Origin of the sequence: Mesorhizobium sanjuanii (assembly GCF_002529485.1) — a bacterium.
Lineage (GTDB): Bacteria > Pseudomonadota > Alphaproteobacteria > Rhizobiales > Rhizobiaceae > Mesorhizobium > Mesorhizobium sanjuanii.
The window spans coordinates 1-14,543 of the sequence record NZ_NWQG01000134.1; the positions used below are offsets into that span (position 1 = coordinate 1).

The following is a 14,543-nucleotide window of genomic DNA, read 5'->3' on the forward strand; positions in this document are numbered from 1 at the left end:
TCGACGCCGGCCCGGTCGATGAAGAAGGGCTGTTTCATCTGATCAATGCGGTGCGCGGCGCCCACTCGACCCTCTTGTTGACCGCGCGGCGCTTCCCATCCGCCTGGGGTGTCCGATTGCCCGACCTGGCCTCGCGGCTGAAGGCGGCGGCGACGGTCGAGATCCACGAACCCGACGACCTGCTTCTCGCCGGCATCGTCACCAAGCTGTTCGCCGACCGCCAGATCGAGGTCGAGCCGCATGTCGTGCAATATCTGGTGCGCCGCATCGAGCGCTCGCTGGCGACCGCCATGCGGGTCGTCGAACGGCTCGATCGCACCGCACTCGAACGCAAGACGCCGATCACCCGCGCCCTCGCCGCCGAGACCGTCAGCGCCATGGATGAGGGGCAGGGCGCGTTCGATATTTAGGTGGCGGAACCCCCTGCTTCGCTTGGGCGAGCGGGAAAGGGCCAGCAGCTGCTGTCCCATTTCGGGAAAAAATACTTGGCATCCATCTTGCAATGCCCTGCTTGCCGGCTAATCCCGGTCCTGATGCGTATCAATCAGGTAGTAGGCTCGCCGGGAGTGTAGGCGGTTGGGGTTCTCGCCCGGCGAGCTCGCTTACAGACAGTTTTGATTTAAGGGGGAGATTGGATGGTCGGAGTGGAGAGATTCGAACTCCCGACCCTCTGGTCCCAAACCAGATGCGCTACCAGGCTGCGCTACACTCCGAACGGTCTGTTGCCTAGTGATTTCGGCTCGGCAACGCAAGTGCAAAAACCTTGCCGCCGCCCCCATTGCGCAGTAATGACGGGCCAGAGGTAGCGACGCTGCCTTGCACAGCAACGAGGTGGCCATGTCCGCGCGCATTTTCAGCCCAGCCAAAACCGCGATGCAATCCGGCAAGGCCAAGACCGGCCACTGGGTGCTCGAATTCGATCCCGAGATGCGCAAGAAGATCGATCCGCTGATGGGCTATACCACGTCGGGCGACATGCGCAGCCAAATCAGGCTCACCTTCGACACCAGGGAAGAAGCGGTCGCCTATGCGCAGAAGGAGGGCCTCGCCTACCGCGTCGAGGAGCCGAAGGAAACCAAACGCCGTCAGATTTCCTATGCGGAGAATTTCCGCTATGACCGCAGGACGCCCTGGACGCATTGACCGGCAACGCCGGGAGTTGATTCCAGCGTATAGTTTCAGTCGGCCCTCAGGTCGGCGCAGCGGTCCCGTAGCTCAGCTGGATAGAGCACCGGCCTTCTAAGCCGATGGTCACAGGTTCGAATCCTGTCGGGATCGCCAGTCTTTTCTGGGTCCATTCTGGGCACTCCGGCCGGAGCTGCCCCGCCGCCCATCACTAGACGTTCCAGAACCGTCCGCCTTCCGTGAATGCGGATTTCCGTGTCGTCCACTTCGACGTTGTCAATCAGGGCGCGCAGATAGGCCCGCCGGAACGGCACCGGGCCGTCAAGGAGGTTGGCGCGCATGGGATAGTCCCGGAGCCGTTATTGCTTCAACCAAAATGCGGTAACGCACCAGAATTGACGGTGTTCAGCCTGTTGCCTTCACCGACAACCGGGCAACGTCAAATCAGGAGCGCCCCCGGTCACTCACCGCGTGTAGTTAAAGAGAGCGCAGAATCCCCGGCCACTATTATCCATCCCAATGGCATCGGACGCCGGTGGAATCTCGTTGCCATTGTAAATTTTGAGGTAGAGAGCGGAAGAACGATCCAGACTTTTCGTATTTCCATCCCGGCCGAAAACCACGAACGTCGGTGGCTCCCGGCCGCACAGAACATTTCCGTTCTTTAGCGTCGGATTTGTCGGCTTCGCGACACGAAACACTCCCAGATGATCGGTGGGAGCCAGTTGCAACGTCGCGCCATTCTCAAACCGGATCTCCTTTTCGGAAATCTGTATGTCGCCTGTGATCGAGATGGCGGTCGTGCTCATCGCATTCCATGAGTGCGGAGCCGATACCGACGGGCCAGTTGCGAAACCGCAGACACGTTGCATGGTTTTAGCGGCCTTCGAGGACCCGAGAAGCTCGAAGGAAAACACAGTCTTCCCACCTCCATTGCGAATGGTCAGCATGTCGCCACGACCGAAGGCCGTAACAAAGTCGGGCTGCAGAAGCCCTGTGATACCCCAGGAATCTTCTCCGCCGATATAGTGCAGACCGCCCGCGAACTGTTCCGTACCTGCTTTGCCCGTGATCTCGAATGTCACAGGTTCGGACTCATCATCTATCTTTGCGAGAGCATTTCCTTGATAAGCCGAAAACGTACCTGTCAGCCCTGCGCCAAGCAATTTGTTGCATCCGCCAAGAAAAATGGTCCGACCGTCCGTGGCGGTTTTACTGATCTGAACGGCTGGTGGATCGGAACTTGGAAAGGCAGTCCATACCTCCTTCGCCTGCACAGATGAACAGATACCCGGCAAGACCGAGAGAAGTATGGCTGCTGACGAAATTACGAAAGTCTTTCCCATCATACCCCTCGGAAGTTCAGCGCATTATTGATTCCGTCCATGTCTTTTGAAAGCGCTGTATCCTTTGTGCGTCCAGATGGACGCACGGCACTCTAATAACAAGCGTTCATCACGCGGTCGGTATCGCTCATCAGGTCCTTCAGGTAACATGGGTGGTTGATGTCCGGCATTTCCTCCAGAGTGGCGGAAGTGGTTCCACCCGATGAGTCGGACTCATGAATGGCCGATGCCAGAACCACTGCCACGGCAATGCCCAGCAAGACGGCGCTGGCCGATACGTCAACACTTGCGACGCTCTTGTCCGCCATGATCTCCGCAGAATCGGGATGTCCGTTTCTGGCGGCAATCGCCAGCCATCGATCACCGCGCGCCTTGTCAGCCTGAACGCCCTCGCCTTTCCTATAAAGGACGCCCAGCAGGTGTTGGGCGTAGAAATTGCCACCCTGCGCCGAGAGCGTAAGCCATCTCAGAGCCTCGCTGTCATCCTTCGGAAAGCCATTAAGCCCGCGCCTGAAATACTGCGACAGATTGTATTGCGCAAAGCGGTCGCCGCGCTCTGCGGCAAGCAAAACCAGCTCATTGGCCGACTTATCGAGTCGGGCAATTTCCGCCTTTGTTTTCTGAGCTTCTTCCGATGTCGGATCGTAATATTCAATATCCTTCAGATAGTCGGCGCGACCTTTATCGAAATTGGACTGCAAGTACGCTGAGTAGCCGTCCCCGGATTCAATCGCCTGCGCACGGAGCGTGTCGGATTGAGCATCGTTCTTGGCTACGCCGTACCCCAGCCGATAACATTCGGCCAGTAATCCCAACGCATGGCGATCCCTACTGTCAGCGGCGAGCGAGAAAAGCTGAAATGCCTTCGCTTCATCGCGCGGGAAGCCAGGACGACCAAAGTACATCTGCCCAAGCAGCGTCTGAGCCTCTGCGCTACCTGCTTCCGCAGCTTCCCTATAAAGGGCTGCCGCCCTGATCGAATCCTGGTCTGCCAGGATACCCAGGTCGTAGATCTTGCCGAGAGCAACCTTTGCCTCAACTGATCCATCATGGGCAGCGTCGCTAAGCTTCTGAACGGCTAAATCAACGCGGGATTCACCTGCCTCCGCAACCAAACTGCTGAAAATGAGTGCGATCGTGAGAAATGCATTACGAACAAAACGCTGCATTTTGCTGACCACCCCCCACATACGCTACTATAGCGGAATAGCCGCGATCTACCACTGTGAAATCGCGAGCGCATCTTTACCAAAAACGGATTAGATGCAGTGAATTATATAGCACCCACAATGACATAGTGGTGCCCAGTTTCATCCTCTCCAGCTCGCCAGTAATTCCATGTGTACGGCCCGGAGACATGGGTTGCGGTTCATACTGGAGACATGGGTAACACTTTTGGCCCGAAGGGGTTTTGGAGCGGTTCGAGTCCGCATGTCCCTTCGTCGAGGTCCCAAATCGTGGTCCATGCTAGCCGGTTTTCTTTGTGAAGTCGTGGCGGCGCGCGCGAACATGCGCGAGCAAATTGGCTTCGTTGACGACGCCATGCTGAAAGAGGCTCAGTATGGTCGAAGCCAGAACATGCTTGTCGATCGATGTGCTGTACCATTTTGCATCGGCGGTTACTTGATCGGCCACCCGTTGGCAGAGTGCCCTGTCTTCGGCGTCAAGAAATTGACTTGGTGCTGGCATCACGACCGTTGGCAGGGCGAGTGCAGCGGTCCGGTGCCCGCTCCGGTGCGGACAGATGTCGGCGCCGGGCCTCGCCGGTTGGGGGGTGGGGGGCTCCGGCTTCAGATACATGCATCATCACGAACATCACCGAAGCATGCAAACGAAGGAAGACGCGCCCGCACTTCTATCCGCGGCTCGGCAATGGCTGATAATCCAGCGGTGGGCGCAGTGGTCCCCGTAGCTCAGCTGGATAGAGCACCGGCTTCTAAGCCCGTCGGGATCGCCAGTTTATTCTGGGTCCATTCTGGACACATATGCTCCAATTTGCACCGGAAAGGCTGGCGAAGCCTGGCTTTTTTCGGATATCGCTAATCGTCCGGTCGGCGAACAGGCTTCGCCGACGTCGCGGACACCTCAAGTGCCTGCGTTCATTCCATGTCCGCGGTTGAAGAGGGGTGGACCGTATTCGCCAATGGCGGGGACGGGCCGATCTGAACAGGGCGATCTGAACGGGGCGATCTGCGAATGACATTGATGGGCGCGGCGGCGTTGCTGATCCTGATCCTGACCTATGCCGGGGTCGCCATCGGCACGATCCCCGGGTTGCGCCTCGATCGGGCGGGCATCGCGCTGCTCGGCGGCGCGGCGATGATCGCCATCGGCGCGCTCAGCCTGGAGGACGCCTACCGCGCCATCAGTTTCGACACCGTCACGCTGCTGCTCGGCATGATGATCGTCGTAGCGCATCTGAAAGTGTCGGGCGCCTTTCGTGCGCTCGGCGCTTTCGCCATCGAGCATGCGCATGCGCCTTTCATGCTGCTGATCATGGTGACGGTGCTGACCGGTGTCCTGTCGGCCTTCCTGGTCAACGACGCGATCTGCCTGGTCATGGCGCCGATCGTCGTCCACGTCACCCGCGTCATCAACCGCAACCCGGTTCCCTACCTGATCGCCACGGCCACGGCATCGAATTGCGGCAGCGTCGCCACCATCACCGGCAATCCGCAGAACATGGTCATCGGCGCGCTGTCGGGGATTTCCTATCCGGCCTTTTCGGCGGCACTTGCGCCGGTCGCGCTGTTCGGCCTCGTCGCCGTCATCGTCATCGTGCGCATCGTCTACCGGGCCGAATTCGCGCGCCAGACCGAGCTCAGCCCCGAAGTCTATCGCGGCCGCATGCTGCCGGGCCAGGTGCTGAAAGCGGTGGTCGTCTGCATCGGGCTGGCGATCGCCTTCTTTGCCGGGGTTCCGGTCGCCAAGGCGGCACTCATCGGTGGCGCCATCCTTCTGGTCACCCGCGCCATCAAGCCATCGCGCATCTACCGCGAGATCGACGGGCCGCTGCTGTTCATGTTCGCCGGCCTGTTCATCGTCGTCGCGGGCGCCGAAAAGACGCTGCTCACGCCCGACATCGTCGCGTCGGCAAAAGACCTCGGCCTGGGCGATGTCTGGCGCCTGTCCGGCTTCACCGCGGTACTGTCCAACATCATGAGCAATGTTCCGGCGGTGCTGGCGCTGCGGCCGTTCATTCCCGGCCTGGAGAACCCCGAGCGCGCCTGGCTGGTGGTGGCCATGAGCTCGACCTTGGCCGGCAATTTTACGCTGCTGGGTTCCGTGGCCAATCTGATCGTCGCCGAGCAGGCGCGGGCGGCGGGCAAAACACTGTCCTTCATGGCCTTCTTCAAGGTCGGCCTGCCGCTGACGTTGGTGACGCTGCTGGCCGGGACGGCGTGGATGGCCGCGATGTCCTGATTGTCGGCTAAGGCAACATCTCGGCCTGATGCGCGCTCATCGGTGCCATGTTCTGGTTGAGATGGCCCATGATCCATATCGACCCCAGCACGACCAGCGCCACGATCAGCACGCCGAAGGCGAGCGCCAGCACGTTGTTGGTGTTGTCCGACCCCGTGGTCAGATGGAGGAAGAAGACGAGGTGCACGCCCATCTGCGCTATCGCCAGCACCACCAAAGCCGAGATCACCGCCGGCTGGTAGATCAGGCCGGTTTGCGCCGCGAGGAAGGAGGCGATGGTCAAGAGGATCGCCAGGCCGAAGCCGAGCAGGTAGCCCGGCAGCCCTCCTACCGGCTCGTGCTCGGTGATGCGCTCCTCGCCAGGTGCTGAATCGCGGCGATCGAGGTCTTCGTCGATCCGGCTGTCGATGTCGGTCATGACGATGCTCCGAGCAGATAGACCAGGGTGAAGATGGCGACCCAGATGATGTCGAGCGCGTGCCAGAACAGGCCGAAGCAGTGCAGCCGCCGCAATATCTCCGGCCGGAAGCCCTTGACCCAAAGCTGCGCCATCATGGTGCCGAGCCAGAGCAGGCCGAGGCCGACATGGGTGCCGTGGCAGCCGACAAGGGCGAAGAAGGCGGACAGGAACGCGCTGCGCGAGGGGCCGGCCTGCTCGGCGGCCATCGCCGCGAACTCCTGCACCTCCAGGAACAGGAAGGCCGCCCCGAGCAGGCCGGTGACCAGAAGCCAGAACTGAGTGCCCGCCATCGACCGGCGCTGGGTCGCGAGTGTCGCCAGACCCCCGGTGAAGCTCGATGTGAGCAGAAGCCCCGTCTGCACCGCAACGCGCGTGAGGTCGAACAACTCCTTGCCGGTCGGTCCGCCGGCGGTCGCCTTGGCTAGCACGGCGTAGGCGGCGAAGAAGGCCGAGAACATGATGATGTCGGACAACAGGAAGATCCAGAAGCCGTAAGCCACGGTGACGAATTTCGAGGCCGGCCCGCCTTGTCCGTGACCGGTCGCCCAGCCATGTGCGTTCCCGTGTCCATGGCCCGGTCGGTAAGCATCGCTTGTCGCGCTGCCGGCGGCGATGTCGCTGGAAAAGGCGCCTGTCGCGTCGCTCATGTCACGCGCTCCCGCCTGCGCAGCCAGGCAAGCTGCGCGGCCTTGCGCTCGCCGTCGATGCGCGCGACCTCGTCCGGGGGAATCTCGTAGTCGCCATGGTCGCGCCAGGCGAAGACGACGAAGGTGGCGTAGGCGCCGATGAAGCCGACGATCGCCAGCCACCAGATGTGCCAGATCAGCGCGAAGCCGATCAGCGTGCTGAAGAAGGCGGTGACGAAGCCTGTCGGGCTGTTGCGCGGCATCTCGATCGGCTCGTAGCTATCTTCGTCGGCCGGGCCCTGCTCCTCGAGAGCCCGCTGCTTGATCGTCCAGTAGGGTTCCTCGTTCTCGACCTGCGGCAGCCGCGCATAGTTGAAGACGGGCGGCGGCGAGGCGGTCGACCATTCCAGCGAACGCCCGTCCCAGGGGTCGCCCGTCTCGTCGCGCAGCTCCTCGCGGCGCCGGATCGAGACGACAAGCTGGGTAATCTGGCACGCGGCGCCGGCGATCATCACCAATATGCCGAACGCCGCCACCTTGAGGTACGGCGCCCAGATGTCCATGTCGATGTGCTGAAGACGCCTCGTCATGCCGAGCAGGCCGACCGCATAGAGCGGGGCGAAGACAAGGATATAGCCGGCAAGGGTGACCCAGAACGCCGCCTTGCCCCAGCCTTCATGCAGCCGGAAGCCGAAGGCCTTGGGGAACCAGTAGGTGAAGCCGGCGAAGGCGCCGAACAGCACGCCCGAGATGATGACGTTGTGGAAATGCGCCACCAGGAACAGCGAATTGTGCAGCATGAAGTCGGCCGGCGGGACGGCGAGCAGAACGCCCGTCATGCCGCCGATGGTGAAAGTGGTCACGAAGCCCAGCGCCCACAGCATCGGCGTGTCGAAACGGACGCGCCCGCCATACATGGTGAAGAGCCAGTTGTAGACCTTCACGCCGGTGCCGACGGCGATGACCGAGGTGGCGATGCCGAACGCCGCATTGACGTCGGCGCCAGCGCCCATGGTGAAGAAGTGGTGCAGCCAGACCATGAAGGAGACGATGCAGATGAACAGCGTCGCCGCCACCATCGAGCGGTAGCCGAACAGCGGCTTTGAGGAGAAGGTCGCGAAGATTTCAGAATACAGCCCGAAGGCGGGCAGCACCAGGATGTAGACCTCCGGATGACCCCATGCCCAGATGAGATTCACGAACATCATCTGGTTGCCGCCGGCTTCGTTGGTGAAGAAGTGAAAGCCGAGATAGCGGTCGAGCGTCAGCATGGCGAGCGTCGCGGTCAGGATCGGGAACGCCGCGACGATGAGCAGGTTGGAGGCAAGCGACGTCCAGCAGAACATCGGCATGCGCAGATAGCCCATTCCCGGCGCGCGCATCTTGAGGATGGTCGTCACCAGGTTGACGCCGGTCAAAAGCGTGCCAACGCCGGAGATCTGGATCGACCATAGATAGTAGTCGACGCCGACGCCCGGCGAATAGGTCGTCTCCGACAGTGGCGCGTAGGGCAGCCAGCCGGTGCGCGCGAACTCGCCGACGACGAGCGAGATGTTGACCAGCAGGGCGCCGGTTGCCGTCAGCCAGAAGCTGACCGAATTCAGCGTCGGGAAGGCGACATCGCGGATGCCGAGCTGCAGCGGCACGACGAAATTCATCAGCCCGATCATGAAGGGCATCGCCGCGAAGAAGATCATGATCGTGCCGTGGGCCGAAAAGATCTGGTCGTAATGCTCCGGCGGCAGATAGCCGGGCCCATGAATGGCCAGCACCTGCTGCGTGCGCATCATGATGGCGTCGATGAAGCCGCGCAAAAGCATCAGCATCGCCAGCACGATATACATCACGCCGATGCGCTTGTGGTCGACGGACGTTAGCCACTCGCTCCAGAGATAGGGCCAGTATCCCTTCACGCTTATCCAGCCCAGCACCGCGGCGGCCGCCAGGAAGACAACGAGTGCGGCGCCGAGCGGGATGGGCTGATCGAAGGGAATGGCCGACCAGTCGAGCTTGCCGAGCATCGTCATTCTCCTTCTTCAGGCTGTGGCTGATGGGCCATGGCCGGCGCGCCTGCCGCCGGTTGCGCTTTCGGGCCGACATGCGGCTCGCCGGCGGCGGTCTCGGTCGGTCCCGGACCCCGCGGCAGCGTCTGGCGCACCACCGCGTCGAACAGGCCGGGCTGGACATGGCCGAACGAGGCGGGCGGCACTTTGATGCTCTGCCGGGCAAGGTCCTGGTAAGCATCGGCGTTCAGCACGCCGCCCCCGCCATGCATGGAAGAAACCCAGATCGAGAAGGCTTCGGCCGAGACCGCCCGCACGCGGAAATTCATGTCCGAAAAACCGTCGCCGCTGAAATGCGCCGACTGGCCGAAATAATCGCCCTCGCGGTCGGCCTGCAGATGCAGTTCGGTCTGCATGCCGTTCATGACATAGATCATGCTGCCGAGCTGGGGCACGAAGAACGTGTTCATCACGCTGGCTGAAGTCAGCTTGAAATGCACCGGCACCCCGGCCGGGATGACCAGCTGGTTGACCGTTCCCACACCCTGTTCCGGGTAGAGGAACAGCCACTTCCAGTCGAGCGCCACCACCTGGATCTCGAGCGGCGGCCGGCTGGAGGCGATCGGCCTGCGCGGATCGAGTTGATGGGATCCGTAATAGATCAGTCCGCCAAGGAAGAGGATGGTGAGCGTCGGGATGGACCAGACGATCAGCTCGATGCGGCCCGAATAGGTGAATTCCGGATCGTAACGGGCCTTGCTGTTGGAGGCGCGGAACTTCCAGGCGAAGGCAAGCAGCGCCACCAGCGTCGGAATGACGATGACCAGCATCACCGCAAGCGAGTTGAGCAGGATCGTACGGTTGCCCGCACCGATCGGGCCTTGCGGATCAAGCACCCCGCCCGCGCAGCCGGACAGGCTTGCAGCCGCAAGCGCCCAGAAAAACGAGCGTGCCGGCCTGGATTTACAGGGCAACACTGGCATCCGTCATCCTACTCGTCTGCGCCAGACCACCAAGGCCTTAGTCGATTTCGGATATCGCATCCGCCATGGTGAAGGCATCAATGGCCGCTCGTGCACGAGGCCCTGGATGCTCGCGCATTGCGAGGACTTTGTCTAGACGAGCGACCACGGGAGCCCTTCCGTCATGGCCACGATCGAGAAGGTATGGCGCTCAGCGGCAGTTCATTGAGACCGAGGTGTTGGGTGCCGATATCTAAGTCGCCCCCATCCTCACCTTGACCAACACACCGGCCGCGTGTCCGGCCGCTTCGACATAGTCGGGATCGCGATGGATGAGCATGATCGAGAAGGCGCCGTCCATGAGCAGCACGATCTCGCGCGCCAGCATTTGCGGCTCACCGATGCCGTGGGTCGACAATTCGCCGGCCAGCCATGTCTCGAACCTGGTCTTGTGCCGCGCCCCGGCCTTGACCGCGGGGTGTCCAGGCATCGAGGCCAGTTCCGCCGCCGTGCGCAGGAAGCCGCAGCCTTTCCATTTGGGGTGGCGGGTCACGCGCGCCAGGTTGGTGAAGATCGCTTCCACCTTCTTGTCCGCGCCGCCTTCGGCATCGTCGAACCAGCCGGCCATCTGTTTAAGATTGGGCTGATCGCGGCCATCGAGATAGGCGGCGATCAGCTCGTCCTTGCTCTTGAAGTGATAATAAAGCGTGCGCTTAGTCAGGCCTGCCTTTTCGGCCACCGCGTCGACGCTGACGCGGCCGATGCCTTGGCCATAGAAGAGCTTCGTCGCGGCGTCGACAATGCGCTTGCGGGTAGGGCTTGCAGCGTCAGGCATGTAGTCATGTATACCGACTAGTGAATATACATACAATGAGGAACCTGATCCTTTGCGGCCATCGCATTGCGGAAAGGGAAAGATATGACCGACCTTGTGCTGAGCGAAAGCTGCGACGGGATCGCGGTGCTCACCCTCAATCGCCCCGAAAAACTCAACGCCTTGAATCATGCCCTGATCGACCGGCTGCTTGCGGTTCTCGACGACATTGAAGTCGACGATACCGTCCTCGCGGTCGTCCTCACCGGCGCCGGCGAGCGGGCCTTCTCCGCTGGCGCCGACATTCCTGAATTTTCGGTCAGCGTTGCCAGCGGCGCCGACATCGCGCTGCGCGACTTCGTCATGCGCGGCCAGCGGCTGACGGCGCGGTTGGAAGCCTTCCGCAAACCCGTCATCGCGGCCGTCAATGGCCTTGCCTTTGGCGGCGGCTGCGAGATCACCGAAGCGGTGCCGCTCGCCATCGCCAGCAGACGAGCTCTTTTCGCCAAGCCCGAGATCAATCTTGCCATGCCGCCGACCTTTGGCGGAACGCAGCGTTTGCCGCGGCTCGCCGGACGCAAGCGTGCGCTCGAATTGCTGCTGACGGGCGAGGCATTCTCGCCGCAGCGCGCATTAGAGCTCGGCCTCGTCAACCAGGTGGTGCCGCATGAGGATCTGATGCCGGCCGCGCTCGATCTCGCCCGTCGCATCGGCCGCCACTCGCGGGCGGCAGTCGCGAGCATCCTCACGGCAGTGGCGCGCGGCCTCAACCAGAGCATCGCCGAGGGCTTGCTGGTCGAGGCCGAGCAGTTCGCCCGCATGGCCCCGACCGCCGATCTGCGCGAAGGGCTGGACGCCTGGATCGCGCGGCGCAAGCCGAGCTATGACGGCTCGTGGACGCATGTCACGCGGCCTGATGAAGCCAGGCGCGCCTCACTGGCGCTGGACGGGGCAGCGGAGCAGGATCAGGGCCGGACCACAAGGCGACCCATCATGTTGGGATGGAAGCGGCAGAAATAGTCGACCGCTTCGGCCGTCTTCAGCGTCAGGCTCGCCGATGCCTTCGGCGGGATCATCCTTGTTCCGCCGACCTTTGCTCTGCAAAAGGTTCCTGCACATCTTTTGCAGGCAGCGGTTATTGTGCCGCTTGCGCCGTTGGCATGTTTGCGGCCTGCGCCCGCGCCGCCGCCGCCAGGAGATCGGTCTGCGTGATCAAGCCCAGGATGCGCCTGTCGTCATCGACGATGATGACGGCGTGGCTGCGCCCGTCAGTGAGCACGGGCAGCAGGCTCATCGCCGGCGCGCTTGCCGAAGCGGTCGCCGCCGTCGATGTCACGCCCTTCACAGCCTCCGCCGCTCGCGTCAGTTCCCGTAAGCCGACGGCGCCGATCAGCCTTGCTTCGCCATCGACGACCGGCAGCGTGCGGATGTTATGGTCGAGCAGCAAATGACGGGCCTTGTCGGCAGGCGCCTGCTCATCGATCGAAATCACATCACGCGACATGATGTCCTGGCATAGCAAGGTCCGGTGCGAACGCACCATCGCCTGCAATTCGACCTGCCGCAGCAACCGTTCGAGATCGTTGCGGTCGATATCGAAGGTCTCCTCCAGCGCACCAAGCGCGGCATCGATATCCTCGGGCCGGAAGCCGACCCGCTCCCGCGCCGGCGGGTCGATGGTTCCATGCGCGCTCCTTGGGGGAGGGGCTGGCACGTGCGGATAGTTGCGTCGGGACAGAATATGGAAGCCGTAGCCGAGCGCCACCAGTACGATGGAGTTCAGCGCCACGGGGACGAAGGGAAACAGGAAGCCCGCACTGATGACGGCCGGCCCGCCGAACACAGCGGTAAGCGCAGCCGCGCCGCCGGGCGGATGCAGGCAGCGAGTGAACGACATGGCGGCGATGGCAAGCGCTACGGCAATGCCCGTGGCAAGGACGGGCTCATGCACGAAATGCGCCACGATCACCCCGACCAACGCCGAGATGGTGTTGCCGCCGATGATCGACCATGGCTGCGCCAGCGGGCTTGCCGGCACCGCGAACAAAAGCACCGCGGATGCCCCCATCGGCGCCACCAGCAGCGGCACGTGCGGGCCGTTGCCAAGCACCAGGCCGCCGATCGCGCCTGTCAGCGCGATGCCGATCGTCGCGCCGATACAGGCGATGATGCGCTCGCGCAGCGTCGCGCCGGCGAGAATGGGAACGAAAAGGCGGAAGGCCATGCTGTACCTGAAACTCTGAACTGGATCTGCAATGCGCCATTTCGGCGTGTTCGCGCCGCAATGGAGCCGGCCCGTTGAATTGGGAAGCCAAACCGATCCGGAAAATCGCCGCGCAGGGAAATAACATTGCGCAGCGACGCCGAATGGTCGAGCGGCGCCGAACCTTTCATCAATCTTTTGAGGACGTTACGCCAGTTGGCGGAATCGGTTTGGCAGCGGTCCTTTAAGCGCTAGCCGCCGCTGCCAAGCCGCGTGCCAGATCGGTCTTGAGGTCGTCGACATCCTCCAGCCCGATCTGCAGACGGATCAGCGGTCCGTCATAAGGGCCTTTGGCGATGGTGCGGTCGCCGAGGAAGACCGGCACCGCAAGGCTCTCGTAGCCGCCCCAGGAATAGCCGAGGCCGAATATTTTCAGCGCATCGAGCAAGGCGTGCTGCTGTTTCTGCCCGCCGCCCGCCAGAACGATCGAAAAGATGCCGCTCGAACCGCGGAAGTCGCGCTTCCACAGCCCGTGGTCGGGATGGCTGGGGAGCGCAGGATGCAGCACGCGCGCCACGCCCTTCTGGCCCTCGAGCCAGCCGGCGATGTCGAGCGCGCTGCGCTGGTGGTGGTCGAGGCGCACGCCCATCGTGCGCAGGCCGCGCAACACCTGGTAGACGTCGTCAGGTCCGGCGCAGCATCCCATCGTGTTGAAGGTCTCGCAAAGCTGTTTCCAGCAGGCAGCGTTGGCCGACACGGTGCCCAGCAGCACGTCGGAATGGCCGGCCGGGTATTTCGTCGCCGCGTGGATTGAGATGTCGACGCCGTGGTCGAGTGGGCGGAGGTAGAGCGGCGTCGCCCAGGTGTTGTCCATCATGACGATGGCGCCCGCGGCATGTGCTGCCTTAGCGATGGCCGGTATGTCCTGCACCTCGAACGTGTTGGAACCCGGCGATTCGGTGAACACCACCCTTGTGTTGGGCTTGATCAGGGACGCGATGCCGGCGCCGGCGTGCGGATCGTAATATTCGACGTCGATGCCCAGCCGCTTCAGCATCGTGTCGGCGAAATTGCGGGTCGGGTGATAGACGCTATCGACGATCAGGACATGATCGCCGCACGACAGGAAGGCCAGCAACGGCACCATCACCGCCGCCAGGCCCGAGGGCACCATGATCGTGCCGGCCGAACCCTCCAGCGCGTCGATGGCGGCGGCCAGCGCATCGGTGGTCGGCGTGCCGCGCGTGCCGTAGGTGTATTTCTGGCTGCGCGCCGCCATCGCCGCCGCATTGGGATAGAGCACGGTCGAAGCATGCACGACGGGCGGATTGACGAAGCCGAAATAGTCGTGCGGATTGTTTCCCGAGTGGGCAAGCCGCGTGTTTATGCCCATGCTGTCGACGCCGTCTTGTGCCATTCTTCTTCGCCTTGTGGTGAGACGCTAGCCATAGTGCGGCGGCATTGGCCGTGCAACAGCCGGCGCTCGCCAGTCGGCAATCATCGGATATGCCAATTCTCTTGGCCAAGTGGCCGCAATGCCAAGTAGATCGCAAGGATGATTGCCCTGGGGGAAACCCGGAT

At 62.4% G+C, this 14,543-nt stretch carries 14 protein-coding genes and 2 tRNA genes; 5 read left to right on the top strand and 11 right to left on the bottom strand.

The window, feature by feature from the left end; translation table 11 throughout:
- On the top strand, positions 1–410 hold a 410-nt coding region (locus tag CN311_RS20075; RefSeq protein ID WP_245440886.1), incomplete at its 5' end, for an HdaA/DnaA family protein.
- Positions 411–636: 226 nt separating this feature from the next.
- On the opposite strand, the gene CN311_RS20080 is transcribed toward CN311_RS20075, so the two are convergent.
- A tRNA-Pro gene (locus tag CN311_RS20080) sits at positions 637–713 on the bottom strand.
- A 124-nt stretch (positions 714–837) separates the two neighbouring features.
- On the opposite strand from CN311_RS20080, the gene CN311_RS20085 reads away from it, so the two are divergent.
- Positions 838–1,143 (top strand): ETC complex I subunit, encoded by a 306-nt coding sequence (locus CN311_RS20085; RefSeq protein ID WP_097575469.1) that lies wholly within the window; start codon positions 838–840, stop codon positions 1,141–1,143.
- Between the two features lie 61 nt (positions 1,144–1,204).
- Positions 1,205–1,281, top strand: a tRNA-Arg gene (locus tag CN311_RS20090).
- 308 nt (positions 1,282–1,589) lie between these two features.
- On the opposite strand, the gene CN311_RS20095 is transcribed toward CN311_RS20090, so the two are convergent.
- The 3 genes from CN311_RS20095 to CN311_RS20105 all read right to left on the bottom strand — a co-directional run bounded on the left by CN311_RS20095 (position 1,590) and on the right by CN311_RS20105 (position 4,271).
- The gene (locus CN311_RS20095) at positions 1,590–2,471 is read right to left on the bottom strand and encodes a hypothetical protein (protein WP_133117220.1); all 882 of its coding nucleotides are present in this window, start codon (positions 2,469–2,471) and stop codon (positions 1,590–1,592) included.
- Positions 2,472–2,563: 92 nt separating this feature from the next.
- On the bottom strand, positions 2,564–3,640 hold the full coding sequence (locus CN311_RS20100) for a tetratricopeptide repeat protein (protein WP_165779770.1): 1,077 nt from the start codon (positions 3,638–3,640) through the stop codon (positions 2,564–2,566).
- A gap of 298 nt (positions 3,641–3,938) precedes the next feature.
- The gene (locus CN311_RS20105; RefSeq protein ID WP_245440887.1) at positions 3,939–4,271 is read right to left on the bottom strand and encodes a hypothetical protein; all 333 of its coding nucleotides are present in this window, start codon (positions 4,269–4,271) and stop codon (positions 3,939–3,941) included.
- Between the two features lie 396 nt (positions 4,272–4,667).
- Between CN311_RS20105 and CN311_RS20110 the strand changes: the two genes are divergently transcribed.
- A complete protein-coding gene (locus CN311_RS20110; protein ID WP_097575472.1) occupies positions 4,668–5,894 on the top strand; it encodes an anion transporter in 1,227 nt (408 codons plus the stop codon).
- A 7-nt stretch (positions 5,895–5,901) separates the two neighbouring features.
- Here CN311_RS20110 and cyoD read toward each other — a convergent pair whose 3' ends face one another.
- The 5 genes from cyoD to CN311_RS20135 form a co-directional block, all read right to left on the bottom strand.
- Positions 5,902–6,312 carry a cytochrome o ubiquinol oxidase subunit IV gene (gene cyoD, locus CN311_RS20115; protein ID WP_097575473.1) on the bottom strand — a complete coding sequence of 137 codons (411 nt, stop codon included), beginning with the start codon at positions 6,310–6,312 and terminating at the stop codon, positions 5,902–5,904.
- Positions 6,309–7,001: a cytochrome (ubi)quinol oxidase subunit III gene (locus tag CN311_RS20120; RefSeq protein ID WP_245440888.1), complete on the bottom strand. Its 693-nt coding sequence runs from the start codon at positions 6,999–7,001 to the stop codon at positions 6,309–6,311. The genes cyoD and CN311_RS20120 overlap by 4 nt, the downstream gene beginning before the upstream one ends.
- Positions 6,998–9,001, bottom strand: coding sequence for a cytochrome o ubiquinol oxidase subunit I (gene cyoB / locus CN311_RS20125; protein ID WP_165779772.1), 2,004 nt, complete (start codon positions 8,999–9,001; stop codon positions 6,998–7,000). Before cyoB ends, CN311_RS20120 begins: the two co-directional genes overlap by 4 nt.
- Positions 9,002–9,003: 2 nt before the next feature.
- Positions 9,004–9,966 (bottom strand): ubiquinol oxidase subunit II, encoded by a 963-nt coding sequence (gene cyoA / locus CN311_RS20130; RefSeq protein WP_097575475.1) that lies wholly within the window; start codon positions 9,964–9,966, stop codon positions 9,004–9,006.
- Between the two features lie 232 nt (positions 9,967–10,198).
- On the bottom strand, positions 10,199–10,780 hold the full coding sequence (locus tag CN311_RS20135; RefSeq protein WP_097575476.1) for a TetR/AcrR family transcriptional regulator: 582 nt from the start codon (positions 10,778–10,780) through the stop codon (positions 10,199–10,201).
- Positions 10,781–10,864: 84 nt separating this feature from the next.
- Between CN311_RS20135 and CN311_RS20140 the strand changes: the two genes are divergently transcribed.
- Entirely contained in the window at positions 10,865–11,779 is a 915-nt protein-coding gene (locus CN311_RS20140; protein WP_097575477.1) for a crotonase/enoyl-CoA hydratase family protein, read from the top strand.
- 115 nt (positions 11,780–11,894) lie between these two features.
- Here CN311_RS20140 and CN311_RS20145 read toward each other — a convergent pair whose 3' ends face one another.
- Together CN311_RS20145 and CN311_RS20150 are read right to left on the bottom strand one after the other, a co-directional pair.
- Positions 11,895–12,983 (bottom strand): HPP family protein, encoded by a 1,089-nt coding sequence (locus CN311_RS20145; RefSeq protein ID WP_097575478.1) that lies wholly within the window; start codon positions 12,981–12,983, stop codon positions 11,895–11,897.
- Positions 12,984–13,206: 223 nt separating this feature from the next.
- Positions 13,207–14,379, bottom strand: a complete 1,173-nt coding sequence (locus CN311_RS20150; protein ID WP_097575479.1) for a cystathionine beta-lyase — start codon at positions 14,377–14,379, stop codon at positions 13,207–13,209.
- Between the last annotated feature and the right edge of the window lie 164 nt (positions 14,380–14,543).